This window comes from Caulobacter segnis (assembly GCF_019931575.1).
In the GTDB taxonomy this organism is placed as follows: domain Bacteria; phylum Pseudomonadota; class Alphaproteobacteria; order Caulobacterales; family Caulobacteraceae; genus Caulobacter; species Caulobacter segnis_C.
On record NZ_CP082923.1, the window covers coordinates 637,373 to 660,492 of the forward strand.

Annotated in this window: 27 protein-coding genes; 10 read left to right on the forward strand and 17 right to left on the reverse strand. The window is 68.6% G+C overall.

All coding sequences use genetic code 11. The features are described 5' to 3' along the window. Positions 1-39 precede the first annotated feature (39 nt). Both K8940_RS03025 and K8940_RS03030 read left to right on the forward strand, forming a co-directional pair. Entirely contained in the window at positions 40-531 is a 492-nt protein-coding gene (locus K8940_RS03025) for a YcgN family cysteine cluster protein (protein ID WP_223393066.1), read from the forward strand. A gap of 60 nt (positions 532-591) precedes the next feature. Continuing rightward, positions 592-1,026 carry a hypothetical protein gene (locus tag K8940_RS03030; RefSeq protein WP_223393067.1) on the forward strand — a complete coding sequence of 145 codons (435 nt, stop codon included), beginning with the start codon at positions 592-594 and terminating at the stop codon, positions 1,024-1,026. 80 nt (positions 1,027-1,106) lie between these two features. Here the strand turns inward: K8940_RS03030 and rpmE are convergent, their stop codons facing one another. Next, complete coding sequence (rpmE, locus tag K8940_RS03035; RefSeq protein WP_223393068.1) at positions 1,107-1,334, reverse strand: 50S ribosomal protein L31; 228 nt, start codon at positions 1,332-1,334, stop codon at positions 1,107-1,109. 123 nt (positions 1,335-1,457) lie between these two features. Between rpmE and K8940_RS03040 the strand changes: the two genes are divergently transcribed. Next, positions 1,458-3,311: an ABC transporter transmembrane domain-containing protein gene (locus K8940_RS03040; RefSeq protein ID WP_223393069.1), complete on the forward strand. Its 1,854-nt coding sequence runs from the start codon at positions 1,458-1,460 to the stop codon at positions 3,309-3,311. On the opposite strand, the gene K8940_RS03045 is transcribed toward K8940_RS03040, so the two are convergent. The 6 genes from K8940_RS03045 to thiE form a co-directional block, all read right to left on the reverse strand. Further along, positions 3,308-3,625 carry a hypothetical protein gene (locus K8940_RS03045; protein ID WP_223393070.1) on the reverse strand — a complete coding sequence of 106 codons (318 nt, stop codon included), beginning with the start codon at positions 3,623-3,625 and terminating at the stop codon, positions 3,308-3,310. The two genes, K8940_RS03040 and K8940_RS03045, sit on opposite strands and share 4 nt — an antisense overlap. Before the next feature lie 85 nt (positions 3,626-3,710). Beyond that, a complete protein-coding gene (locus tag K8940_RS03050) occupies positions 3,711-5,012 on the reverse strand; it encodes a hypothetical protein (RefSeq protein WP_223393071.1) in 1,302 nt (433 codons plus the stop codon). A gap of 84 nt (positions 5,013-5,096) precedes the next feature. Beyond that, positions 5,097-6,167 carry a glycerophosphodiester phosphodiesterase gene (locus tag K8940_RS03055; protein ID WP_223393072.1) on the reverse strand — a complete coding sequence of 357 codons (1,071 nt, stop codon included), beginning with the start codon at positions 6,165-6,167 and terminating at the stop codon, positions 5,097-5,099. Between the two features lie 68 nt (positions 6,168-6,235). Continuing rightward, on the reverse strand, positions 6,236-7,036 hold the full coding sequence (locus tag K8940_RS03060) for an inositol monophosphatase family protein (RefSeq protein ID WP_223393073.1): 801 nt from the start codon (positions 7,034-7,036) through the stop codon (positions 6,236-6,238). A gap of 146 nt (positions 7,037-7,182) precedes the next feature. Continuing rightward, the gene (locus K8940_RS03065; RefSeq protein WP_223393074.1) at positions 7,183-7,590 is read right to left on the reverse strand and encodes a hypothetical protein; all 408 of its coding nucleotides are present in this window, start codon (positions 7,588-7,590) and stop codon (positions 7,183-7,185) included. Between the two features lie 86 nt (positions 7,591-7,676). Beyond that, positions 7,677-8,321: a thiamine phosphate synthase gene (thiE, locus tag K8940_RS03070; protein WP_223393075.1), complete on the reverse strand. Its 645-nt coding sequence runs from the start codon at positions 8,319-8,321 to the stop codon at positions 7,677-7,679. 233 nt (positions 8,322-8,554) lie between these two features. On the opposite strand from thiE, the gene K8940_RS03075 reads away from it, so the two are divergent. Continuing rightward, on the forward strand, positions 8,555-8,740 hold the full coding sequence (locus K8940_RS03075) for a bacterioferritin-associated ferredoxin (protein WP_223393076.1): 186 nt from the start codon (positions 8,555-8,557) through the stop codon (positions 8,738-8,740). A gap of 146 nt (positions 8,741-8,886) precedes the next feature. Beyond that, entirely contained in the window at positions 8,887-9,366 is a 480-nt protein-coding gene (bfr, locus tag K8940_RS03080; protein WP_223393077.1) for a bacterioferritin, read from the forward strand. Here bfr and K8940_RS03085 read toward each other — a convergent pair. The 3 genes from K8940_RS03085 to K8940_RS03095 form a co-directional block, all read right to left on the reverse strand. Continuing rightward, positions 9,363-9,869: a GNAT family N-acetyltransferase gene (locus K8940_RS03085; RefSeq protein WP_223393078.1), complete on the reverse strand. Its 507-nt coding sequence runs from the start codon at positions 9,867-9,869 to the stop codon at positions 9,363-9,365. The genes bfr and K8940_RS03085 overlap by 4 nt on opposite strands. A 61-nt stretch (positions 9,870-9,930) precedes the next feature. Next, a complete protein-coding gene (locus K8940_RS03090; RefSeq protein ID WP_223393079.1) occupies positions 9,931-11,748 on the reverse strand; it encodes a methyl-accepting chemotaxis protein in 1,818 nt (605 codons plus the stop codon). 166 nt (positions 11,749-11,914) lie between these two features. Next, positions 11,915-13,324, reverse strand: coding sequence for a methyl-accepting chemotaxis protein (locus K8940_RS03095; protein ID WP_223393080.1), 1,410 nt, complete (start codon positions 13,322-13,324; stop codon positions 11,915-11,917). 365 nt (positions 13,325-13,689) lie between these two features. On the opposite strand from K8940_RS03095, the gene K8940_RS03100 reads away from it, so the two are divergent. Then, positions 13,690-14,265, forward strand: a complete 576-nt coding sequence (locus tag K8940_RS03100; RefSeq protein WP_223393081.1) for a tryptophan-rich sensory protein — start codon at positions 13,690-13,692, stop codon at positions 14,263-14,265. Between the two features lie 3 nt (positions 14,266-14,268). Here the strand turns inward: K8940_RS03100 and K8940_RS03105 are convergent, their stop codons facing one another. The 4 genes from K8940_RS03105 to K8940_RS03125 all read right to left on the reverse strand — a co-directional run bounded on the left by K8940_RS03105 (position 14,269) and on the right by K8940_RS03125 (position 16,711). Then, positions 14,269-14,715, reverse strand: coding sequence for a DoxX family protein (locus tag K8940_RS03105; protein ID WP_223393082.1), 447 nt, complete (start codon positions 14,713-14,715; stop codon positions 14,269-14,271). Next, on the reverse strand, positions 14,712-15,464 hold the full coding sequence (locus K8940_RS03110; protein WP_223393083.1) for a DNA-binding domain-containing protein: 753 nt from the start codon (positions 15,462-15,464) through the stop codon (positions 14,712-14,714). Before K8940_RS03110 ends, K8940_RS03105 begins: the two co-directional genes overlap by 4 nt. Further along, on the reverse strand, positions 15,457-16,287 hold the full coding sequence (locus K8940_RS03115; protein WP_223395748.1) for a DUF692 domain-containing protein: 831 nt from the start codon (positions 16,285-16,287) through the stop codon (positions 15,457-15,459). Before K8940_RS03115 ends, K8940_RS03110 begins: the two co-directional genes overlap by 8 nt. 139 nt (positions 16,288-16,426) lie before the next feature. Further along, positions 16,427-16,711 (reverse strand): DUF2282 domain-containing protein, encoded by a 285-nt coding sequence (locus K8940_RS03125; protein WP_223393084.1) that lies wholly within the window; start codon positions 16,709-16,711, stop codon positions 16,427-16,429. A 193-nt stretch (positions 16,712-16,904) separates the two neighbouring features. On the opposite strand from K8940_RS03125, the gene K8940_RS03130 reads away from it, so the two are divergent. The 3 genes from K8940_RS03130 (at position 16,905) to K8940_RS03140 (ending at position 18,917) form a co-directional block, all read left to right on the forward strand. After that, the gene (locus K8940_RS03130; protein ID WP_223393085.1) at positions 16,905-17,444 is read left to right on the forward strand and encodes a sigma-70 family RNA polymerase sigma factor; all 540 of its coding nucleotides are present in this window, start codon (positions 16,905-16,907) and stop codon (positions 17,442-17,444) included. Further along, complete coding sequence (nrsF, locus tag K8940_RS03135; RefSeq protein ID WP_223393086.1) at positions 17,431-18,072, forward strand: anti-sigma-F factor NrsF; 642 nt, start codon at positions 17,431-17,433, stop codon at positions 18,070-18,072. The genes K8940_RS03130 and nrsF overlap by 14 nt, the downstream gene beginning before the upstream one ends. A 173-nt stretch (positions 18,073-18,245) precedes the next feature. Then, positions 18,246-18,917, forward strand: a complete 672-nt coding sequence (locus tag K8940_RS03140) for an NrsF family protein (RefSeq protein ID WP_223393087.1) — start codon at positions 18,246-18,248, stop codon at positions 18,915-18,917. A gap of 73 nt (positions 18,918-18,990) precedes the next feature. On the opposite strand, the gene fba is transcribed toward K8940_RS03140, so the two are convergent. The 3 genes from fba to gap all read right to left on the reverse strand — a co-directional run bounded on the left by fba (position 18,991) and on the right by gap (position 22,494). Further along, positions 18,991-20,082, reverse strand: coding sequence for a class II fructose-bisphosphate aldolase (gene fba, locus K8940_RS03145; RefSeq protein ID WP_223393088.1), 1,092 nt, complete (start codon positions 20,080-20,082; stop codon positions 18,991-18,993). Positions 20,083-20,223: 141 nt separating this feature from the next. Then, positions 20,224-21,414 (reverse strand): phosphoglycerate kinase, encoded by a 1,191-nt coding sequence (locus K8940_RS03150; protein WP_223393089.1) that lies wholly within the window; start codon positions 21,412-21,414, stop codon positions 20,224-20,226. A gap of 72 nt (positions 21,415-21,486) precedes the next feature. Then, a complete protein-coding gene (gap, locus tag K8940_RS03155) occupies positions 21,487-22,494 on the reverse strand; it encodes a type I glyceraldehyde-3-phosphate dehydrogenase (RefSeq protein ID WP_223393090.1) in 1,008 nt (335 codons plus the stop codon). 215 nt (positions 22,495-22,709) lie between these two features. Between gap and K8940_RS03160 the strand changes: the two genes are divergently transcribed. Further along, positions 22,710-23,120, forward strand: a complete 411-nt coding sequence (locus tag K8940_RS03160) for a hypothetical protein (protein ID WP_223393091.1) — start codon at positions 22,710-22,712, stop codon at positions 23,118-23,120.

A 23,120-nucleotide genomic window follows, 5' to 3' on the forward strand; every position in this document is an offset into this window, starting at 1 on the left:
CCATTTGGTCGCCAACTAAATCGGGTTTAGGACGGCGCCATGACGCTGCGCAAACCTTTCTGGGAGACCAAGACGCTCTCCGAGATGACCGTCCCCGAATGGGAGAGCCTGTGCGACGGCTGTGGTCTCTGCTGCCTGGTCCGCTTCGAGGACGAGGACACCGGTGAGATCATCCCGACGCGGGTGCACTGCCAACTGTTCGACGAGCATCTCTGCCGCTGCAAGGACTATCCGAACCGCAAGAAGACGGTGCCGGACTGCATCAAGCTGACGCCGTACAACATCGAGGAGCTGGAGTGGATGCCGCCCTCCTGCGCCTATCGCCGGCTGTACGAGGGCAAGGACCTGCCCTTGTGGCATCCGTTGATCACCGGCGACCCGGAGAGCACCCACAAGGCCGGCGTCTCGGTGCGCGACCAGACGGTGTCGGAGCTCAGCTTCGACGACGCCGAGGACGCCCTGGACTTCACGGCGACCGACCTGATGCGCGATCGCGGGGACGATCCCTACGAGCCGGACGCGGAAGACTGACGGCGCCTTGCGCCGAACGTTGTTCTCCCCATCTCCGGTAGAGCTTCCCCGGAGCAACGCATGTCGCTGCTGATCGCCGCCCTGATCGGGCTGCTCGCCGTTCTCGTCTCACGAAATCCGGGCGGATGGCTCTGGCGAGTGCTGGTCGAGGCGCCGGCGCGCAAGCTGAGCGCGATGACCGGTCGCCAGATGCTGATCACCGCCATCGTCCTGGTCATGGCGATCGGCGCGTCCGAGCTGGTGCTGATGGACCTGGCGTGGGTTCTGGCCGCCGACATCGTGGCGTGGATCGAACTCTTCGCGAGCGTGCTGATCTTCACGCGGCTGTTGCCCGGCTGGCGGGCGTTCAAGGGGCGGGCGGGGCGGACCTTGCCGGTCATGTTGCGCGGCAGACCTCGAGCATCCCGCGCCCGGCGGGCTCGGCGTCCGGCCGCCAAGCCGTCCGACGATCCCGACTCCGCGGGCGCGTTTCTTGGGGGCCCGGCTTTCGCCTGATGTCCAGATACAGAAAAAGCCGGCCCGCGATGCGCGGAGCCGGCTTTCCGTCGCCCTTACGGCGAGAAGCGGAAAGCTTCTTACTTCTTGCCGGTGAAGCCGGCGAACTTGGCGTTGAAGCGCGAGACGCGGCCGCCACGGTCCATCAGCTGGGCGTTGCCGCCCGTCCACGCCGGATGGGTGCGCGGATCGATGTCCAGCGCCAGGGTCGCGCCTTCCTTGCCGTAGGTCGAGCGGGTTTGATAGCTCGAGCCATCCGTCAGGGTGACGTTGATGAAGTGATAGTCGGGGTGAATGTCTTGTTTCATGGCGGCGATCCAGACCGACTAAGCCGGCGAGAGTGAATTGGGTAAGCGCCATCCGCGCACGCGCGGGGTGGCCCTCGAAGACGCGCGGCTATAAAGAACCCGCGCGATTTTGGCAAGGGACTGTTGATGACCGACGTGAACGCCGGCGAGCAAAAGGCCGATGGCCGCCCCGGCGCGGGAGCCGAATTGGTCCAGGGCATGGCCGAGGCCAAGGCCCGGCGACCGCGCCGCAAGGACATCCGCCCGCTGGCGCATCTGCTGCCCTTCGTCGCCGCCCACAAGGGCGACGGCTTCGCGGCGGTCTTCTTTCTGCTGTTCTCGACGGGCGCCACCTTGGGCCTGACGGCGGCCTTCAAGGAAGTGATCGACCACGGATTCGCCCGAGGGGCGGAAGCCGAGATCAATAGCTCGTTTGTCGCGCTGGGCGCTGTGGCCATGGTGCTGGCGATCGCCACGGCCCTCCGATTCTTCTTCATCACCCGCCTGGGCGAGCGGGTCGTGGCCGACGTGCGGCGCGCGCTCTATGGCCACACCCTGGGCCTGGACCAGCAGTATTTCCTCAAGACCCGCACCGGCGAGGTGCTGTCGCGCCTGACCACCGACGTCAGCCTGATCGAGCAGCTGGTCGGCGCCTCGGCCTCGATCGCCCTGCGCAACATCCTCAGCCTGGTCGGCGGCCTGGGCTACATGGCGGTGGTCTCGCCCAAGCTGGCGGGCTTCATCGTGCTGATGGTGCCGGTGATCCTGGCCCCGATGTTCCTGGTCGGCCGCCGCGTGCGCAAGCTGACCGTCACGGCCCAGGACCGGTTCGCCGACGCGGTCGGCTACGCTGGCGAGAGCCTGGACGCCCTGGAGACCGTGCAGGCGTTCGGTCGCGAACAGGCCTCGTCGGCCCGCTTCGGCGGGGCGGTGGAGGCGGCCTACAAGGCCTCGGTCCGCCGGATCACCACGCGGGCCAGCATGACCGCCATGGTCATCGTCCTGGCCTTCGGCGGCATCACCCTGCTGCTGTGGACCGGCGCGCGCCTGGTGCTGTCGGGCGAGATGACCGGCGGCACCCTGGCCCAGTTCGCCATGCTGGCGGTGATGGCGGCCGGCTCGATCGGGGCCCTGGGCGAGGTCTGGGGCGACGTCCAGAAGGCCTCCGGCGCCATGGACCGCATCTCCGAACTGCTGAACGCCAGGCCCGACATCGCCGCCCCGCCGGCGCCGAAGGCCTTGCCGGTCCCGGCCAGGGGCGCGATCGCGTTCGAGAATGTCGTCTTCGCCTATCCCGGACGCCCGGACCTGCCCGCTCTGAACGGCTTCGACCTGGCCGTGAAGCCCGGCGAGACCGTGGCCCTGGTCGGCCCCTCGGGGGCGGGCAAGAGCACGGTGCTGCGGCTTCTCCTGCGGTTCTATGACCCGCAGGCCGGCGCTGTTCGGCTGGACGGCGTCGATCTGCGCGACGCCGCGCCGGAAGAGGTGCGCGCCCGCATGGCCCTGGTGGCCCAGGACTCGCCGCTGTTCTCCGGCTCGGCCCTGGACAACATCCGCTTCGGCCGCGAGGACGCCAGCGAGGCCGAGATCCGCGCCGCCGCCGAAGCCGCCCAGGCCGCGGGCTTCCTCTCGGCCCTGCCGCAGGGCTTCGACACCCCGGTCGGCGAGCGCGCCAAGACCCTGTCGGGCGGTCAGCGCCAGCGTCTGGCCATCGCCCGCGCCCTGGTCCGCGAGGCCCCGATCCTGCTGCTGGACGAGGCCACCAGCGCCCTGGACGCCGAGAGCGAGCGTCTGGTCCAGCAGGCCCTGACCGCCGCCATGGAAGGCCGCACCACCCTGGTCATCGCCCACCGCCTGGCCACCGTGCTCAAGGCCGACCGCATCGTGGTCATGGACGAGGGCCGCGTGGTCGAGCAGGGCACCCACGCCGAGCTCTTCGCCAAGGGCGGCCTCTACGCCCGCCTGGCCAGCCTGCAATTCGGGGGCGAGGCGGCTTAGGCGCCCTGCTCGCGCTTGATGACGTCGACGTGTTCCAGCTGCAGGCGCAGGGCCTTGATAGCCGGATCGTCCTTCGACGGACCTCCCGGCTGGGTCTGCGCCCAGTCCAGCAGGACCTCCAGCGCGTCGCCGATGCGTCCGATCTGGCGGCCGTAGCTGCCGACCTCCGCCAGCACCCGGCTCTCGACGTCGGGCGCGGCGGACTGGCCGAGGTTGACGGTGAACAGGCTGATGTCGCCGAAGGTCCAGCTCCACGGATTGATGGTCTGGCTCAGTTGACGCGGGGCGAGGGAGACTTGAAACGCGCTGGGCATGGGAAGTCCTCCGATGGGAGCCTCCAGCATGCGACCGGCGGCGCCAGGACCGCCGGCCAAAAACGCCGCTTTCAGCCAGAAAGACCTACTTCGCCAAATCCGCTGGCGTGGTCGGCTCGCTGATCACCCGCTCCATGGCCTTCCAGCGGGCGTCTTCGGTCTTGCCGGCGCGGTGGACATGGGCGCGGACCATGTCCTGGCCGATGTTGTAGTTGATGACGTACGAGCGGTAGGTCTCGATGAACGACACCCGCTTCTCGGCCGCGCCGCGCGAGTAGAGGCCGTACTTCATCAGCGCCAGGACGGCTTGCTCCTTGGTCATCCGGCCGCCCAGATACTCGGCCGCCACGGTGTTACCGCTGCTGGAGAGGGCCCCCTTGGCCTCCTGCAGCTCGCCATAGGCCTTGGCCGTCTTGGGATCCAGGCCGGCCAGCAAATAGAGCTTGTCGCGCTCGAACGCGGTCTTGGCCTGGCCGGGGAAGGCCAACTCGATGCCGAAATTGGCCGAACCTTCGGCGATCAACGACTGCGGCGAGAACAGCGGATAGACCGAGAACTCGACCCAGCCCTTGCCCTTGGTCAGCTTCTCTTCCAGCAGGGCGTTCAGCACGTGGTGGCCGGGGTAGCCCTCGTGGCAGCCCAGGTCGAGGGCGCGGCTGATATAGATCGGCAAGTCGGTGTTGATCTGGATCAGGCTGTGGGCGCCGCCCTTGTACCAGTTGTAGCCGCTCCAGGGCTTCTTGGTGACGAACTCCAGGTCGAAGCGCTCGCCGGCGGGCAGCTTGATGTGCTGCTCGGTCTTGGCCTTGCACGCGGCAATGCCGGCCTGCATCACGGCCTCGACCTTGTCGGTCGGGATCACGTACTGGTTCTGGAAGGCGTCGACGCGGGCGGCCAGGTCGCCCTTGCCGGGGACCAGCTTGTCGATGCGGGCCAGGATCGGGTCGTAGCTCTTCAGGGGCTTGATCACCGGGCGGACGCCGAACAGGCCCTGGGCCTCGTCCTCGAAGCTGAACTTGTCGCCGGCGATCATCGCCAGGCGCGTCTGGGCCGCGCGAAGCTGGCCCTTCAGGAACAGCTTGCGGCGGCGCTGGTCGGGGGTGAGTTGCTTGTCCGGCACGTGGGCCAGCAACTGCTGCAACCGGTCGGCCTCCTTGCGCAGCAGATAGACCGGACGCGGCGCGACCTTGGCGGCGGTCAGGTATTCACGCGGCCCGTAATAGGCGTCGACATAACCCGGCTCGCGCTCGCCGGCCTCCAGGGTCATGCGCACGAAGTCGCCGGCGATCTTGTCCAGAAGCTCCGATCCGGGGGAAGCGAAAGCGGGCGCGCCCAGCAACAGGGCGGCGGCGAGAGCGACTGCGGAAACGGCGTGGCGGATCTTCATGGGCTTCCCCAGCGAGCGTCGAAAGGCGGCACGCTGCACCGCCTCGCCCCGGTTCGGCAATATCGAGGAACGATTTTCCCCCGGTCAGCCGCGGGCGGTCGCCGCCAGGCCCGGGAAGTCGCTGAACACGCCATCGACGCCCGCTGCATACAGCGCCTTGAACACCGCCGCGACGTCGCCGTGCTGGGCCAGGAAAGCCGGGCTCTGGGCGTCGCCCCGCCGCAGCGCAGCGGGCAGGAAATAGTTCTCGGCGCGAACGGTCCACGGGTGGACGGCCAGGCCGGCGGCGTGGGCGTTCTTCACCAGGTCGGTGGCCGGCAGCAGGACCTGCTTGTCGTTGGGGACCACCAGGCTCCAGTTCGGGCCCAGGCCGTCGGCGTAGACGGCGACGTCCTTCAGGCCCTGGGCGGTGATCAGGTCGGCGTACTTGACGCCCGGCAGGTCGGCCGGGCCGCCCTCGCCATCGACCAGCAGGACGAGGCGCGCGGCGGTCTTGGCCTTCAGGCGCTTGAGCGGGCCGACCTCGAAGCATTGCACGAAGACCGGCGCGGTCGCCGCGTTCAGGTCCAGGGCCTTCAGCTTGGCCACCAGCCGATCCTCGGTCGGCAGGCCGATCGAGGCGAAATAGGTCGGGTGCTTCAGCTCGGGATAGACGCCGATCGTCCGGCCCGTGCGCTGGGTTCCGGCGCGGGCGATGGCGACCACCTCCTCAAAGGTCAGAACCTGGGCCTGGCCGTCGAAGGCGGCGCTGGCCGGACGCAGCTGCGGCAGCCGCTCGCGGGCCCGCAGGGTCTTGATCTCGGCCAGGGTGAAGTCCTCGGTGAACCAGCCGGTGATTGGCTGGCCGTCGATGGTCTTGGTCGCCTTGCGGTCAGCGAATTCGGCGCGCCCCGCCACATCGGTCGTGCCGCCGATCTCGTTCTCGTGGCGGGCGACGAGATGGCCGTCCTTGGTCGGGACCAGGTCCGGCTCGATGAAGTCCGCGCCCTGCTCGATGGCGCGCTCGTAGGCGAGGGCCGTATGCTCGGGCCGCTCGCCGCTGCAGCCCCGGTGGCCGATGACGATGGGCTTCCTGGCCTGGGCGCGGGCGAAGCCGGGCAGCAGTGTGCCGGCGAGCGCGGCGGTGGTCATGGCGCGACGGGTGAGCAGGGTCATGGGCGCGGATTTAGCGCCGGGATGTGACGGTTTGGCGAGGGTCTTTCGGCCCTCGCCATCACAAAAGACTACGCCGCGCGCAGGCGTTCCAGGATCAGCGGGTAGAGGTCCTGGTTGCTGGCCAGGATCGACTTGCCTTGCACCACATCGTGGTCGCTTTCGTCGATCGTCGAGACCTTGCCGCCCGATTCCTGGATCATCAGCACGCCGGCGGCGACGTCCCACGGATTGAGGTTGCGCTCCCAGTAGGCGTCGAAGCGGCCGGCGGCGACCCAGGCCAGGTCGAGGGCGGCGGAGCCGAAGCGGCGGACGCCGGCTACCTTCTGGCTGACCTGGTGCAGCTCCTTCAGGAACTGGCCGTGGCCCGGCTTGCCGGCGAACGGCACGCCGGTGGCCAGGACGCTCTCGTCCAGGTGACGGCGGGCGGCGACACGCAGGCGCTTCTCGGCGCCCAGGAACGCGCCCTTGCCCTTCTCGACCCAGAACAGGTCGTTGGTGATCGGATTGTAGGTGACGCCGGCGACGACGCCCTCGCCCTCGCGCTGCAGGGCGATGTTGACCGCGAAGTGCGGGATGGCGTGCATGAAGTTGGTGGTGCCGTCCAGCGGGTCGACGATCCAGGTGTGGGTCTTGTCGGTGCCCTCGATCATGCCGCGTTCCTCGCCCAGGAAGCTGTAGCCCGGGCGAGCCTTGGTCAGGATCTCGAACAGGGTCTGTTCGGCCTTGATGTCGGCGTTGGTGACGAAGTCGGCCGCGCCCTTCTTGGAGACCTGCAACTCTGTGACTTCGCCGAAGTCGCGAGCCAGGCCGCGGGCGGCTTTCCGAGCCGCGTCGATCATGACGTTCAGGAGGGCGGAAGGCGTGGCCACGGGCGGACTATCCTCAATGAAAGCCGTCGACGCCCGCCGGAAAGTCCGGCGGCGGAGCGGTAGGTCGACGGTGTGAAAGAACGGGCGCGGAACCTAGTCGTCCACAGGCGGGAAAGCAAGTTGGGCCTCCGCGCCCGCTCGGGCGCCTATGGCAGCTCGACCTTCGGCAGGGTGTCCTTGCTCTCGCAGACCAGCTTGCCCGCCTTGCCGACCGCGCCGGAGATGTCCTCGATCTTGGCCTCCTTGCGCCAGCCCTTGGGCAGGCCCTTGGTCCCGTCGAAGTCCATGCCCAGGTCCATCCATTTGTCCGCCGCGCAATCGAGGGCGAAGATCAGGATGGGACCCTTGTTGGCCGCCCAGTTCCTGTAGGGGCCGTTGGCCTTGCCTTCGGCGATGCGGGTGACGATCAGCCCGGTGGCCTGGTCGACGCGGGTGAAATCCTCGTCGTAGTAGGTCTTGGTCTCGCCGGGAGCGAGTTTCCAATTCTCCGCAGTCGCGGCCGTCGAGAAGGCCAGGACCGATACGCCAAGCAAACATACTATGAGCCGCTTCATGACGAGCGCCCTCCCCAGTTCTTGTTCGCTGGAGACGACGCTAGGCCTGTGTGCGGCGCGTCACAAGGCGCGGCGGTTACCTCGTTCTACTTACGGGCGGCCAAGCCTTCGGCGATCGCGGCGTTGAGGGCGGCGACGGCGGCGTCAGGACCTTCTGGATAGGCCCAGACCCCGGCCGAGACGGCCAGGAAGTCGGCCCCAGCCGTGGCCAGCGGCGCGGCGTTGGCGGCGGTGATCCCGCCGATGGCCACGCAGGGGACCTCCATCGTCTCCTGCCAGATGGTCAGGATCTCGGGATCGGCGGTGGTCGGGGCGTCCTTGGTCGTGGTCGGGAAGAAGGCCCCGAACGCCACGTAGTCGGCCCCGGCCTCGGCGGCCTCCATGGCCAGGTGCCGGCTGTCGTGGCAGGTGACGCCGACCATGCGTTCGCCCATCAGTTTGCGGGCGTCGCGATAGGCCATGTCCGACTGGCCGACATGGACGCCGTCGACCGGCAGGCGGGCGGCCAGATCGGGACGGTCGTTCAGGATCACCGCCACGTCGCGGGCCTGGGCGATCGGACCCAGGGCGTCGACGGCCGCCTTCACCACGTCGTCCGGGACGTCCTTCAGGCGGATCTGCAGGGCGGCCACGTCGCCGCCGTCCAGCGCCTTGGCCAATTGGCGGCCGAAACCGGTTAAGTCGTCCAGGGCGGGCGGGGTGATCAGGTAGAGGCGGCAGGGAAGCGTCATGAGCCGGGCTTTACTGGAAATCCTCTCCCTGTGGGAGAGGTGTCGGCGAAGCCGACGGAGAGGGGAGGGGCGGGTGTAACAGGACTTCCCCCTCCGGTCCTTCGGACCACCTCCCCCGTTTGGGGGAGGATCTGCGACCTCTGGCCGCTGCTAACCAGAGTGAGAGTCAGTTGCAAAGTCCGTCGAGACGAGCTAGATGAGAATGACACTCAATCGGGTAGGGCGTTCGTTCCTTGTACGTCTGCAACTGTAACGGCATCCGCGAGCGCGAAGTACGCGCCGCCATTGACGCTGGGGCGACCCGGCCCGCCGAGATCTTTCGCCACAAGGGTTGCCAGGCCCAGTGCGCCAAGTGTGTCTGCGAGATGCGCCAGATGATCCAGGAAAACCGCGAAGCGCTCGCATTCGCGGCCGAGTAACGGCCAAAACGTCGATCATTCCGGCGATCGCGAGGCACTCGCACGGATTTCTGTGAGAGCGCGAGACACTCGCACACATTCAGGTTGAAGCCCGTTTCGGCTTGCCTCAGGTTCCCGCCGAACAAGCGAACTTCGAGGAGGCCGCCATGCAGGGCGATCCCGGCATCATCCGACTGCTCAACGCGGTGCTCACCAACGAGCTGACGGCGGTCAACCAGTACTTCCTGCACGCGCGGATGTACGACAACTGGGGCTTCAAGCGCCTCGGCAAGATCACCTACGACGAATCCATCGGCGAGATGAAGCACGCCGACATGCTCATCAACCGCATCCTGTTCCTGGAAGGCCTGCCCAACCTGCAGGACCTGCACAAGCTCAAGATCGGCGAGACCGTTCCCGAGTGCCTGAACAGCGACCTGCAGGTCGAGCTGGCCGGCCGCGAGACCCTGATCCCGGGCATTGTCCAGTGCGAACAGGCCCGCGACTATGTCAGCCGCGAGCTGCTGCGCGTGATCCTCAGCGACACCGAGGAGCACATCGACTTCCTGGAGATGCAACTGGGCCTGGTGAAGTCGCTGGGCGAGCAGAACTACCTGCAGTCGGCGGTCGGCGAACTGCCGGCCTAAACCGCTCTTTCCATGAACACGCGGAGGCTCTCGTCGAGTCCCCGCGCCAGGTGCTCGCGCCGGATCTCCATGAGGTCCGGCGCTAGTTTTTGGTCGTCGAGGTCGACGAAGCCCAGGCGTCGGTACCAGGGCGCGTTCCAGGGCACGTCGCGGAAGGTCGACAGCGTCAGACGGGCCAGACCGTCCGACCGCGCCCGCTCGGCCACGGCCTCGATCAGGCGCGCGCCGATGCGCCGGCCCGCGAAGGCCGGCAGCACGTCGATCTGTTCGATATAGAGGCCGTCCCCGACCGGGCGGAACATCACGAAGGCCGCCAGTTCGCCGCCGACTTCCGCGACCAGCAGGCCGTCGGTCGCGATGCGCGCGGCCAGCACCGGGGCGGGCGAGGGCTCGTCGGCGGCCAAGGCGTCCATCAGGCCGATGAAGCGCTGGGCCGAGACGCGCTCGAGCGCGCGCACGGCCTCGATCTCGGACGTCAGGGCGGGGCGGATGGCGAGGGTCACGCGGCCATGCTGGCCCGGACCGCCCCCAAGGCCAAGGGGGCGGCCAAAAGGGGCGGGAGGATCAGGCGGCGCGCGAGGCGGGGCCGGACGCGGCGGAGGGGATGTCGAACCGCTTGACCAGCTCACCCAGGCGGGCAGCCTCGCCCTTCAGCGAGTGGGCGGCGGCCGTGGTCTGCTCCACCATGGCCGCGTTCTGCTGGGTCATCTGATCCATCTGGTTGACGGCGGTGTTGACCTCGCGAAGACCGGTCGCCTGTTCCTGCGCGGCCGTGGCGATCTCGGACACCAGCGTCGAGATCTCGCTGACGCGGGTGATGATGTTGCCCAGCGCGACGCCGGACTGGTCCACGAGGGTGACGCCGACATCGACCTTGGCCGTGGTCGCGTTGATCAGGACCTTGATCTCCTTGGCGGCGTCGGCCGAGCGCTGGGCGAGGGCGCGGACTTCCTGGGCGACGACCGCGAAGCCCCTGCCGCTCTCGCCGGCGCGGGCCGCCTCGACCCCCGCGTTCAGGGCCAGAAGGTTGGTCTGGAAGGCGATCTCGTCGATGACCCCGATGATCCGGCCGATCTGGGCCGAGGCCTCCTCGATCTCGCGCACGGCGGCGACGGCGTCGCGCACCGAGGCCTCGGTCGAGCGGGCCTCGTCGCGGGCCACGTCGACCATTTGGTTGGCCTTGACCGCGCCGTCGGCGGCCTGGCGCACCGCGCTGGTGATCTGGCCGAGCGCGGCGGCGGTCTCTTCCAGGCTGGCGGCCTGCTGCTCGGTGCGGCGCGACAGGTCGTCGGCGGCCTGGGCGATCTCGGCCGCCCCGCAATCTACGCCGCGCGAGGCGCCGCCGATGTCGCCCATGGTGGCGTTCAGGGTCTGGGCGGTGGTGTTGAAGTCCTGGCGCAGCCGCTCGTAGTCCGAGGCGAAGGCCTGGGTCAGGCGCACGCCCACCTGGCCGTCGGCCAGTCGGCGCAGGCCGTCGGCCAGGCCGTCCAGCGCCTCGCGACGACTTTCCTCTTCCGACAGCCTGTCGGCTTCGGCGGCGGCGCGTTGACGATCAGCGTCGGTGCGCGACTGCTCCTCGCGGTCGCGCAGAGACCGGCGCTCCAGCAGGCTCTCGCGGAAGACGGCGATGGCCTTGGCCATCTCGCCCAGTTCGTCCTTTCGGTCGGCGAACGGCACGGCGGCGGCGTAGTCGTCGCTGGCCAGGCCCGCCATATAGCGCGTGATCGCCTGCACCGGCCCCACCACGGCGCGGCGCATGGCCCAGACGCCGCCCAGGATCACCGCGCCCAGCAGCAGCGTGAGGCCGGCCATCAGCGACAGGTCGGTGACCTGGCGGCGATGGGCGTCGGCCTCGACGGCGGCGTTGCCGGCGGCGATCACCGGCACGGCCTTGTCGACGGCGGCGCGGTGCGTGGCGTAGGCGCTGGACATCTCGGCATAGGCGGCGTCGGCGGCGGTCTGGTCGTTGGCCTCCAGCGCCGTGACCAGCTTGCGGGCGGCGGCCCGCACCCGCAGGGCGGCGACGTCGGAGTCGTGAAGCAGGGTCTGGCTGATCTCGGGGGAGAGGGTCTGCTTGCGCCAGTAGACGAGACGGGCGTCGTACTCACCCGACAGCCGGTCGATCTCCTTGGCGGCCTCGGCGATCTTCTCCGGCGTGTGGGTCAGGTAGGCGGTCTGGGCGTCGAGATAGGTCTCGATGACGTACATCGGCGGGGGCAGGATGTCGGCCGTCAGGTCCTTGCCGGCGACGATCTCGTCATACAAAGGGCCGCCGATGCGCTGGCTGGAGATGGCTTTCCAAGAACCGGCGGCCAGCAGGATTAGGCCTACCGCCAGGGCGGCGCCGAACAGATTCATCGCCCCCGACAAATTCAAGCGCATGGCTTCCTCCCCCCAGCAAACCACTCGAACAAGAATCGTGCGCGAAGATGCGCTTCGCAGGTGAAGCACGCCTTAACCGCATTACTCGCTCTGCTCAGATCGGGGAGTCTGATCGCGATCAAACGCCTCGGAGAAACAGGATCCTTGTCATCGCGTTCAGGCCCGGTCAGGCCGCCCGCGCGCCTGGCCGTCCGTGGCCGCGCGTGCTGGTCTGGATCTCTCCGGTCTTGAAGCGCTTCATCAGGTCGGCCAGCTCGTGGGCCTCGGTGCGCAGGTTGGACGCGGCGGCGGTGGTTTCTTCGACCATGGCCGCGTTCTGCTGGGTCACCTGGTCCATCTGGTTGATGGCGCCGTTGACCTGGTTGAGGCCGGTGGCCTGTTCCTGCGACGAGCGGGCGATCTCGGCGATCAGGCCGTCGATCTCGCCGACCTTGCTGACGATGCCGTCCAGGGACGCGCCGCTTTCGCCGACCAGCTTCACGCCGCGATCGACCTGGGCGGTCGAGTTGGCGATCAGGGTCTTGATCTCCTTGGCCGCGTCCGCCGAGCGCTGGGCCAGAGCCCGCACTTCCTGCGCGACGACCGCGAAGCCGCGACCGGCGTCTCCGGCCCGCGCCGCCTCGACGCCCGCATTCAGGGCCAGCAGGTTGGTCTGGAAGGCGATCTCGTCGATCACGCCGATGATCTGGCCGATCTGGGCCGAGGACTTCTCGATCTCGCCCATGGCCGCGACGGCCTGCTGGACGACCTCGCCCGAGCGCCCGGCGTCGATCCGGGCGGCCGAGGCGGCTTCCGAGGCGCGGCGGGCGCCCTCGGCGCTGCGCACCACGGTGGCGGTGATCTCGTCCAGGGCGGCGGCGGTCTCCTCCAGGCTGGCGGCCTGCTGCTCGGTGCGGCGCGCCAGGTCGTCCGAGGCGTAGGAGATCTCGTCGACCCCGGCCTGCATGGTGTTGGTGCGCTGGGTGATGGTCGAGACGGTGTCGCGCAGGCAGTCGATGGCGGTGTTGAAGTCGGCCTTGATCTGCTGGTAGCGCGGATCCATCGCCGCCTCGATGTGCTCGCTTACATCGCCGCGGGACAGGCGCCCCAGGCCGTCCGCCAGCACGGCCACTACGTTGTTGTCCTGGTCGGCCTTTTTGCGGGCGGCCTCGGCGGCGGCGCGCTCCAGCTCGACCTGGGTGATGTCCGAGGCGAACTTGACGACCTTCACCGGCTTGCCGGCCTTGTCGAAGATCGGGTTGTAGGAGGCCTGGATCCAGATCTCCTTGCCGCCCTTGCCCAGCCGCTTGAACTTGTCGGAGAAGAACTCGCCGGCGTTCAGGCGATGCCAGAATTCACGATACTCGCCGCTCGATCCGTAGTCGCTTTCGACGAACAGGCTGTGGTGACGCCCCTGGATTTCCGAGAGGCCATAGCCCAGCGTCTTCAGGAAGTTGTCGTTGGCCGTGATGATCGTGCCGTCGAGGTTGAACTCGATGACGGCCTGGCTGCGATGGATGGCGGCGATGATCGCCTCCATCTCGGCGATCCGGCTGGCGGCCTTGGTGTCGTCCTGACGCGACCGGAACAAGGACATGGGTGGTTTCCCCTGGCGAAGGTCCCGACCGGCCCACCACCCTGGCGGTACCGCTTCTTCGCGTTTCTGCGGAAGGTTGCGTAGGGAACTGCCAAGGGAAGATTAACGCGCGACAACCTTGGCCATGAGCTTGAGTTTGATTTTCATCAATAAAAACAGAGACGGCGATTTTCCTCGCGCCAGGGGTGTTGTCGCGCGTCAACACGCCACAGGGGGCGGTCCGCTCGGGCCGCGCGTGTCGGGAGCGTGTGTTTTCGGCTGGCGCCGGGCGCGGATCACGCCATCATGGCCGGACGTCCTGCTCACGCTGGAACCAAGGCCCAGCTGGACTGTTTGACCTTGCGAGTTCACGAGGGAGTCCCGCCATGCATATCGCCAACGGAAAGTCGCGCGAGCGCGCCCTGGCCGGCCGCGAAGCTTTCGAGCTGGAACAGCGGGAGGGCTTCCATCCCGCGGCGCAGATCGCTGTCGGCGCGGCCCTGGCCGGCGGGACGATCATCGCGGCCCTCCTGATGGGTCGCCGCCACGAGCGGGCGCTGGACGACGAGATGTACGCCGTCGAGTTCGCCGAGATGCACGAGCCGGTCGCCCATCAGCCCAAGCCGCTGACCAGTCTGCTGCTGCCGCCGCTGTTCATCGCCATGACCCTGTCGGGTTTGCGCACCTGGAATGCGCCGTCCAGCCCGGCCCGCACTCGGGCCCTGACGATCTGGAGCCTGGTGCAGGGCTTCAACGCCCTGTGGCTGGGCCTGGGCGCCAAGCGGGTCGGCGGCCAGCTGGGCGCGGCGACGGCCTCGCTGGCGGCCTCGGCGGCGTATGCTCTGGAGGCGCGCAAGGTTGGTGGCGGGTCGGCGCCGGATTTCGGCTGGATCGGCATCGCCAACGCCCTGACGTCCCAGCTGTGGCGCCGTCCCGTGCCGCGCGCGCCGACGCTCCACTAAGGTTCAGGCGATCTTCAGCGCGCGGTCCAGGCTGAACTTGCCGCCGCCGCGTGCGATCAGGAACAGCAGCAGGCCCGCCCAGGACAGGTGGGTCGGCCAGGCGTCGGGATAGACGAAGATCTCGATAACCGCCGTCATGCCCAGGAACGCCAGGGCCGAGAGGCGGGTGAACAAGCCCAGCACCAGCAGGATCGAGAACAGGTGCTCGGCGTAGGTCGCCGCGTGCGCCGCCACGACCGGCGGCAAGAGCGGCACGTGGTACTCGCTCTCGAACAGCGCGTAGGTCCCGTCGGTGATGTGCAGCACGCCGTCGACCTTGGTGCGCCCCGACTGGAAGAAGATGGCGGCCACGCCGAGGCGGGTGACCAGGGCCAGGACGTCCTCGGTCAGGACCTTGCGGGCGGTCTGGGCGAACAGGTCGAAGGGCGCGCGGAGCGAGAGAGCGGTCATCGGTTGGTGTCCATGAAGGCGCCCTGGGCGATCAGGGCGGCGAAGAGGGGGGCAAGCGGCACATCGGGTTGGGCCACAGCCGCGCGCTCGGCGGCCTCCGCGGAGGTCTGGCCGTCGCGGCAGGCGCGCAGGAACTCGGTCTCGGCCGCGCCGACCACGCGGGCGGCGACGGTCCCGGCCTGGCGGACCAGCAGCAGGGTCTCGGGCGTCCCGGACAGGTCGAGATCCTCGCGCCCGTCGCGGGCGGCGGACCACAGGCTGGGCAGGCCGGCCTCGAAGGCGGCGAAGCGGGCGCTGGGATGCAGGGGCAGCGACGTCGCGGCCAGGGCCTCGGGCGACAGCGCCGCCAGCGCCTCGGCCGTCAGGACCGGCGCGTCGGCGGCGAACAGGGCCTCGGTCCACAGGCGGTCCAGATGGGCGATCCCGGCCAGATAGGGCAGGTCGCCGGCCGGCGGGAAGCGCTCCAGCCAGGCGGGAAAAGCCTCGCCATAGTCCAGCAAGGCGGCGCTGGTCGGCGGGGCCTCGCGGGCGAACAGGGCGGCGGCGGCCCGGAACCAGTCTTCGCCGACCATCGACAGCACGGTCGGGAAGTTGGCGGCCAGGGCGTCGACGCAGCCCTTGGCGATGGTGTTGCGGTAGACGGCCAGTCCAGCCTGGCCCTCGCCGGGCGTCAGCCACGGCGACAGGGCCGAGGGGCTGCCGGCCAGGGCGGCGACGAAGGCGTCCTGGAAGTCCAAGAGCTCAGGCATGGACGACCTCCAGCGCGGCCAACTCGCCGGCGGCGCGGTCGCGCTCGGCCATCAGCGTGGTGAAGGCGGGAATGTCATCGTCTCGCTCGATCAGCGTCGGACGCGGGCCGATGCGGCGGATCAGGCGACGATAGAGGGCCCAGACGGGCTCGGCCACCGGCGCGCCGTGGGTGTCGATCAGGAGGTCGGAACCGCCGGCGTCGGGGCCGTGACCCGCCAGGTGGATCTCCCCGACCGCCTCGGCCGGGATGGCGTCCAGATAGACCTCGGGCGAGTAGCCGAGGTTGCTGGCGCTGACGAAGACGTTGTTGACGTCGACCAGCAGGCCGCAGCCGGTCTTGGCGACCAGGGCCTTCAGGAACTCGACCTCGTCGAGGTCGTGGCCCTTCAGCGGCAGGTAGAGGGACGGGTTCTCGATCAGCACGCGGCGGGAAAGGGCGTCCTGCATGCGACCGATATTGGCGGCGATGCGGGCCAGGGCGGCGTTCGTGCGGGGGAAGGGCAGGAGGTCGGGCTGGTGCGCGCCGCGATGGGTCGACCAGGCCAGGTGCTCGGACACCACGAACGGCTCGAACCGGTCGACCAGGCGCTTCAGGGCGGCCAGGTGTTCGGCGTCCGGATCGGCGTCGGCGGCCAGGGACAGGCCCACGCCGTGCAGCGACAACGGGCGGCGGGCGCGGATCTGCTCGAGGGCGGCCAGACGCGGGCCGCCGGCCGACATGTAGTTCTCGGGATGGACCTCGAACCACAGGCCTTCGGCGTCGCACGCGAGGGCTTCGTCGTAGTGCTGGGACTTGAGGCCGAGGCCGGCGGTGGGGGTCATCATCGACACACCATCATTGTCATCCCGGCCGCAGCGAAGCGGAGAGCCGGGACCCAGGGGCGACTTCACTGCGCGTGGCCCCCGGGTCCCGGATAGCCTCTGCGAGGCTTCCGGGATGACACGGATTTTGGGAAACGGATCAGGCCTTCGGGGTCAGCGAGCCCATGCCGTTCGGCGTCTTGATCGTGACGCACGTGCCCTTCTTGACCATCTTCCAGGCGTCGCCCTGGTAGTCGACCTTCGAGGTGCCGGCGCACGAGGTGCCCGCGCCGGCCTTGCAGTCGTTCTCGCCGGCCTTGGCGACGCCGTAGCACTTTTCCTGGTCGCCCTTGCCCTTCATGTGCTCGTCGGCGGCGGCCATCGAGACGCCGGCCGAGAGGGCCAGGACGGCGGCGAGGGCGGCGGTGGTGGCGGTGCGGTTCATGGGGTTTCTCCTTGAAGTGTTTTCTCGCCGAAAACGGCGTCTCTCACCGCTCGGTCGAGGGGAAGTACGAAGCGACACCAGACAAGGTTACATCGGTCGGCGAACAAAATTTCGGCGTCGTTTCGCGGTTCAGGTTCCGGCGCGGCGCGCGGGCGTGTAACCATCCGCCCCTCGCGCGCGAATAGGGGCAGGCGTGACGGATACCGAAACCCGTTTGAAGGCGCTGATGCTGCGCGGGATGGATGGCGACGCCGCCGCCTATCGCGAGTGTCTGGCTGTCCTGGGGGGTCGGCTCCGCGCCTATTTCGCGCGGCGGATGTCCGGCGCGCCCGGCGATGTGGAGGATCTTGTGCAGGAGACGCTGCTGGCGGTGCATCTCAAGCGGTCGACCTGGGACTCGTCCCAGTCGTTCACCGCCTGGGCGCACGCGGTGGCGCGCTACAAGCTGATCGACCACTGGCGGCGGCGGAAGGTTCGCCAGACCTTGCCGATCGAGGACCACATCGAATTCCTGGCCGCCGACGAACCCGAGCCGGGTGTCGGGCTGGAGCTGGACCGCGCCCTGGCCAGTCTGCCCGAGCGGCAACGGATCCTGGTCTCCGACGTCAAGCTGACCGGGCTTTCCCTCGCCGAGGCGGGGGCGCGCGCGGGCATTTCCGAGGGCGCGGCCAAGGTCGCCCTGCACCGGGCGCTGAAGGCCCTGGCCGAAAGGATGCGCCGTGCGGACGGATGACCTGATCGACGCCCTGGCCAGCGATACGGGTGCGACCCGCCGGTCGCCGCCGCGCCGCCTGGTCCTGGTCGCGGGCCTGGGCGCCCTGGCGGCGCTGGCCTTGGTGCTGACCGTGCTGCACGTGCGCCACGACCTGATGCCGGCCATGCGCGGCGGCATGTTCTGGATGAAGGCGCTCTATACCGGCGCGCTGGGCGTGGCCGGCTACCTGGCGATCGAACGCCTGGCCAGGCCGGGTGGTTCGGGCCGTCGCGGCTGGATCCTGGGCCTGGCGGCGCTGGCCGTCTTCGCCGTGGCCGGAACGGTCCAGGCGATGGTCAGCCCCCACGTCGCCCATGCCCTGCACATGCTGCGCGGCCACTCCTGGACCCATTGCAGCCCCAACATCCTGTTCCTGGGCCTGCCGATGCTGGCGCTAGGGCTATGGGCCGTGCGCGGCATGGCGCCCACGCGTCCCATCGCGGCCGGCTTCGCCACCGGCCTGTTCGCCGGCGGGGTGGCGGCGACGGTCTATGGCCTGCATTGCGCCGAGAACACCTTCACCTTCGTGGCCATGTGGTACAGCCTGGGCGTGCTGATGGTCGCCGCGCTGGGCGCGATTATCGGGCGCTGGGCGCTGCGCTGGTAGGCGCCACACCCCAGAGATCCCCCGTCATGGGACCGCTAACGATCAAGTTTTGTTCCGTCGCCTTTCGGTCGATTGACAAACCGTCGTTCCGCCAATGAAGTGCCGTCCGCTTTTCGCGAATGAGACGCGATAGGCATTCCGGCAACCGCCATACGACTCTGTGGGGAGGGCGCATGACGATCGACGACACCCTCGCCGCGTCGGCGAGCGGCGGAGGGAATGGCGCGCCCATCTGGTCGGCGGCGACCCTGCCCTGGCGGCTGGCCGAGATCGCCGCCGCCGGCGCCCTTGCGGGCGTGCTGATGATCTTGCTGTGGCTGACGCCGAGGCCGGACCTGCCGATCGCGGTGACCGATTCCTTCTTCTGGATCAAGGCGGCCTATCCCGCTGCCGTGGGGGCCTGCGCCCTGGCGGCGGCCACCTGGCTGGCGCGCGGATGCCGAGGCGGCGTCGCGATGCTGGCCGTGGCCGGCGCGCTGGCCTGCGCCATGCTGCTCGCCGCCGCGATCCAGGCCTCGACCCTGACGCCGGCGGCCGCGGCGATCCTGCTCTGGCCCGGCGGCGCAACGTGCCTGGGCGATATCCTCGTCATCGCCGCGCCGATGCTGGTCCTGACCGTGGCCGGCCTGCGCGATGTCGATCTTCCGCGGCCGGCCCCCACGGGCTTCGCCTGCGGCCTTTTCTGCGGGGGCGTCGCGGCGACGGTCGACGGCTTGCACTGCTGGCAGGGGACCTACGCGTTTGTCGGTCCCTGGTTCACCCTGGCCATGCTGGCCAGCGGCGGACTCGGGGCCGGCGCCATCAAGCTGCTCGCCCGTCGCCGCCGCTTTCTCGCGGCCGAATAGTATGGGGGCGTAACGAAAGGGCCTCCCGGATCGCTCCGGGAGGCCCTCTCTGTCCTTCAGCCGACCGGTCGCCCTATTCGGCGGCGGCCTTGGCCGCGCCGGCGCCGAACTTGGCGTGCAGTTCGCCCGAGGCGTAGCGCTTGGCCATGGCGGCGGTCGAGATCGGCTTGATCTTGTCGGCCCAGCCGGCCGAGCCGAACTCGGTGAAGCGGGCCTGGCAGACCTTGCGCATGGCTTCCTTGGCGGGCTTGAGGTAGGCGCGCGGATCGAACTCCGCGGGCTTCTCCATCAGCACCTTGCGGATGGCGCCGGTGATGGCCAGACGGTTGTCGGTGTCGACATTGACCTTGCGCACGCCGTGCTTGATGCCGCGCTGGATCTCTTCCACCGGCACGCCCCAGGTCTGGGGCATGTCGCCACCGTACTGGTTGATGATGTCCTGCAGGTCCTGCGGAACGCTGGACGAGCCGTGCATCACCAGGTGGGTGTTGGGCAGGCGGCGGTGGATCTCCTCGATCACGTTCATGGCCAGGACGTCGCCGTCCGGCTTGCGCGTGAACTTGTAGGCGCCGTGGCTGGTGCCCATGGCGATGGCCAGGGCGTCGACGCCGGTCTGGGCGACGAAGTCGACCGCCTGATCGGGATCGGTCAGAAGCTCGTCATGCGACAGCTTGCCCTCGAAGCCGTGGCCGTCCTCGGCCTCGCCCATGCCGGTCTCCAGCGAGCCCAGCACGCCGAGCTCGCCTTCGACCGAGACGCCGCAGCTGTGGGCCATCTGGACCACCTTGCGGGTGACCTCGACATTGTACTCGTAGGTCGCCGGGGTCTTGGCGTCCTCCATCAGCGAGCCGTCCATCATCACCGAGGTGAAGCCGTACTGGATCGCCGTGGCGCAGGTCGCCGGGCCGTTGCCGTGGTCCTGGTGCATGCACACCGGGATGTTCGGATAGATGTCGACCAGGGCGTCGATCATCCTGGCCAGCATGATGTCGTTGGCGTAGCTGCGCGCGCCGCGCGAAGCCTGGATGATGACCGGCGAGTTGACGGCCTCGGCCGCCTCCATGATCGCCAGGCCCTGTTCCATATTGTTGATGTTGAAGGCCGGTAGTGCGTACTCATGCTCGGCGGCATGATCCAGCAACTGTCGCAACGTGATGCGAGCCACGTAATTCTCTCCTGCAAGCGTGAAGTGAGGTTGGGTCGTTTCTTGTTGTTGGGGCCGTGACGCTTGTGCGTTCTCTGCCCGGGTAGTCACTCTGACACAGGCTGAACGCGGATCTGCACGATCCGCGCCAGCAAAGTAGTTTTAGTTTTCGAGCGCCGCGACGCCGGGAAGCGTCTTGCCCTCCATCCATTCGAGGAACGCGCCGCCGGCGGTCGAGACGAAAGTAAAATCGGCCGACACGCCCGCGTGGTTCAATGCAGCGACAGTATCACCGCCGCCCGCGACAGCCACAAGTTTACCTGATTTGGCCAGGGACGCAGCGTGTTTCGCCGCCGAAACGGTCGCTTCATCGAACGGAGGGACCTCGAAAACACCAAGCGGGCCGTTCCAGATCAGGGTGATGCTTGCGTCCATGGCCGCCAGCAGGCGCTTGGCGCTTTCCGGGCCCGCGTCGAGGATCAGGTCGTCGGCTTGGACTTCGTTGAGTTGACGGACAGCGGTTTCCACGCCCGGCGCAACCTTCTTGGCCACCACCACGTCGACCGGCAGCAGCAGTTCGCAGCCGGCGGCGGCGGCCTTGGCGATGATCTCGCGGGCGGTGTCGGCCAGGTCCTTTTCGCAGAGCGAGCCGCCCACGTCGTGGCCCTGGGCGAACAGGAAGGTGTTGGCCATGCCGCCGCCGATAGCCAGGCGGTCCAGCTTCGAGACGAGGTTGTTCAGCAGGTCGAGCTTGGTCGAGACCTTGGAGCCGCCGACGATACCGATCACCGGCTTCTTCGGATTGCCTAGCGCGGCGTCCAGAGCCTCCAGTTCGCGCTGCATGGACAGGCCCGGATAGGCCGGCAGCAGCTTGGCCAGGCCTTCGGTGGAGGCGTGGGCGCGGTGAGCGGCGCTGAAGGCGTCATTGACATAGACATCGCCGTTGGCGGCCAGGGCCTTGGCGAAGTCGGCGTCGTTCTTCTCCTCGCCGGCGTGGAAGCGGACGTTTTCCAGCAGGGCGACGCCGCCGTTCTCCAGGCCGTCGACGACCTTGGCGGCCTCGGGACCGACGCAGTCGCTGGCGAAGGCGACCGGCTGCTCCAGCAGCTTGGACAGCGGCCCGGCCACGAAGCCCAGGCTCATCTCCGGCACGACCTTGCCCTTGGGGCGGTCGAAGTGGGCCAGCAGCACGACCTTGGCGCCTTGCTTGGACAGGTAGTGGATGGTCGGCAGCGCCGCGCGCAAGCGGGTGTCGTCGGTGATCTTGCCGCCGTCGACGGGGACGTTGAAGTCCACCCGGACCAGGGCGCGCTTGCCGGCGAGGTCGGCGGTGTCGAGGGTGCGGAAAGGCATGGAGCTTCCTGACGATGAGGAACAAGGAAAACCCCCGCTCCTTGCGGAGCGGGGGCTGGGTCTTTCAGTTCCTTAGAGGAACTTGGCCATCTCGAGGGCCGTGTCGCTCATGCGGGTCGCGAAGCCCCACTCGTTGTCGTACCACGACAGCACGCGGACCAGCTTGCCCTCGATGACCTGGGTCTGGGGCAGGGCGGCCGTCGAGCTGGCGGCGATGTGGTTCAGGTCCGTCGAGACCAGCGGATCGGTCGTCGTGAACAGCACGCCCTTCATCGGGCCGTCGGCGGCGGCCTGCAGGGCGGCGTTGACCTCGGCGACGTCGGTGTCGCGCGAGGGCACGACCTTCAGGTCGATGACCGAGACGTTCGGGGTCGGGACGCGGATCGACGAGCCATCCAGCTTGCCCTTCAGGGCCGGCAGGACCAGACCCAGGGCCTTGGCGGCGCCGGTCGAGGTCGGGATCATGCTCAGGGCCGCGGCGCGGGCGCGATAGAGGTCCTTGTGCATGGTGTCCAGCGTCGGCTGGTCGCCGGTGTAGCTGTGGATCGTGGTCATGTAGCCACGCTCGATGCCGACCAGGTCCTGCAGGACCTTGGCCACCGGGGCCAGGGCGTTGGTGGTGCACGAACCGTTCGAGACGATGATGTCGTCGGCGGTCAGGGTCTCGTGGTTGACCTTGTAGACGATGGTCTTGTCGGCCCCGTCCGCGGGAGCGGACACGAGCACGCGCTTGGCGCCGGCCTTCAGGTGGGCGGCGGCCTTATCCTTGGCGGTGAAGATGCCGGTGCACTCGAAGGCGATGTCGACGCCCAGGTCCTTGTGCGGCAGTTCTTCGGGGTTACGGATGGCCGTGACCTTGATCTTGCCCAGGCCCACGTCGATCCAGTCCTCGCCCGAGGTGACGACGCCGGGGAAGCGGCCGTGGACGCTGTCGTAGCGCAGCAGGTGGGCGTTGGTCTCGACCGGCCCGAGGTCGTTGATCGCGACGACCTCGATGTCGCGGCGGCCATGCTCGGCGATGGAGCGCAGGACCAGACGTCCGATGCGGCCGAAGCCGTTGATGGCGACGCGAATAGCCATGGGTCTTTCTCCTGATGTGGCCGCCGGATCGATGTCGACCGGCGTTCCCTATTTGGGTGCGCGTTTTGCGGGGGAAAGACGCGAAGTCAAGTCCGAGAAATTGAGACCGACCCCATGAATGCTGCTATGGGCTGCGCGTCGCCCAAATGTCGCCCCGTGCCGCTGGCTTACAGGGCCTCGATCTGTATGTTGCGTTGCATGATGGAAATCCGCCGATGATCCCGGCCGACGGTACGGCCCTAGACCTCGCCGTGCGCCGCCTGGAACGGGCGGTGAGCACGCTCGAACAGCGCCTGGCGGCCAAGGCGCTCGAAGCTGCGCGGGCGCCGTCGCCCGCCGCCGGCGCATCCGCGCCAAGCCTGTTCCCGGAAGCCTTTGGGGACGAGGAGCGCGCGCGCCTTATCGCCGATCTGGAGGCCGCTCACGAGCGGGAAAAGGCGCTGGAGGAGGCGGGCGAACAGGCCTCGGTGGCCCTGGGCCGCGCCATCGCCGAGATCCGCGCCGCCCTGGGCGAGGAGCCCGTGGCCAATGACGACCACGAGCACGACGAGCACGAACGCCGTGCTGGAAATGCCGTCTCGCCCGAGCAGGACGAGGACCTGTTCGACGATCCCAAGGAGGGCTGA

What these genes read in the sequence shown, in the direction of transcription:
- K8940_RS03025 (WP_223393066.1), top strand. Translation starts at nt 40, where the DNA reads ATGACGCTGCGCAAACCTTTCTGGGAGACCAAGACGCTCTCCGAGATG.
- K8940_RS03030 (WP_223393067.1), top strand. Translation starts at nt 592, where the DNA reads ATGTCGCTGCTGATCGCCGCCCTGATCGGGCTGCTCGCCGTTCTCGTC.
- rpmE (WP_223393068.1), bottom strand. Translation starts at nt 1,334, where the DNA reads ATGAAACAAGACATTCACCCCGACTATCACTTCATCAACGTCACCCTG.
- K8940_RS03045 (WP_223393070.1), bottom strand. Translation starts at nt 3,625, where the DNA reads ATGCCCAGCGCGTTTCAAGTCTCCCTCGCCCCGCGTCAACTGAGCCAG.
- K8940_RS03050 (WP_223393071.1), bottom strand. Translation starts at nt 5,012, where the DNA reads ATGAAGATCCGCCACGCCGTTTCCGCAGTCGCTCTCGCCGCCGCCCTG.
- K8940_RS03055 (WP_223393072.1), bottom strand. Translation starts at nt 6,167, where the DNA reads ATGACCCTGCTCACCCGTCGCGCCATGACCACCGCCGCGCTCGCCGGC.
- K8940_RS03065 (WP_223393074.1), bottom strand. Translation starts at nt 7,590, where the DNA reads ATGAAGCGGCTCATAGTATGTTTGCTTGGCGTATCGGTCCTGGCCTTC.
- thiE (WP_223393075.1), bottom strand. Translation starts at nt 8,321, where the DNA reads ATGACGCTTCCCTGCCGCCTCTACCTGATCACCCCGCCCGCCCTGGAC.
- bfr (WP_223393077.1), top strand. Translation starts at nt 8,887, where the DNA reads ATGCAGGGCGATCCCGGCATCATCCGACTGCTCAACGCGGTGCTCACC.
- K8940_RS03090 (WP_223393079.1), bottom strand. Translation starts at nt 11,748, where the DNA reads ATGCGCTTGAATTTGTCGGGGGCGATGAATCTGTTCGGCGCCGCCCTG.
- K8940_RS03095 (WP_223393080.1), bottom strand. Translation starts at nt 13,324, where the DNA reads ATGTCCTTGTTCCGGTCGCGTCAGGACGACACCAAGGCCGCCAGCCGG.
- K8940_RS03100 (WP_223393081.1), top strand. Translation starts at nt 13,690, where the DNA reads ATGCATATCGCCAACGGAAAGTCGCGCGAGCGCGCCCTGGCCGGCCGC.
- K8940_RS03105 (WP_223393082.1), bottom strand. Translation starts at nt 14,715, where the DNA reads ATGACCGCTCTCTCGCTCCGCGCGCCCTTCGACCTGTTCGCCCAGACC.
- K8940_RS03110 (WP_223393083.1), bottom strand. Translation starts at nt 15,464, where the DNA reads ATGCCTGAGCTCTTGGACTTCCAGGACGCCTTCGTCGCCGCCCTGGCC.
- K8940_RS03115 (WP_223395748.1), bottom strand. Translation starts at nt 16,287, where the DNA reads ATGACCCCCACCGCCGGCCTCGGCCTCAAGTCCCAGCACTACGACGAA.
- K8940_RS03125 (WP_223393084.1), bottom strand. Translation starts at nt 16,711, where the DNA reads ATGAACCGCACCGCCACCACCGCCGCCCTCGCCGCCGTCCTGGCCCTC.
- K8940_RS03140 (WP_223393087.1), top strand. Translation starts at nt 18,246, where the DNA reads ATGACGATCGACGACACCCTCGCCGCGTCGGCGAGCGGCGGAGGGAAT.
- K8940_RS03150 (WP_223393089.1), bottom strand. Translation starts at nt 21,414, where the DNA reads ATGCCTTTCCGCACCCTCGACACCGCCGACCTCGCCGGCAAGCGCGCC.
- gap (WP_223393090.1), bottom strand. Translation starts at nt 22,494, where the DNA reads ATGGCTATTCGCGTCGCCATCAACGGCTTCGGCCGCATCGGACGTCTG.
- K8940_RS03160 (WP_223393091.1), top strand. Translation starts at nt 22,710, where the DNA reads ATGATCCCGGCCGACGGTACGGCCCTAGACCTCGCCGTGCGCCGCCTG.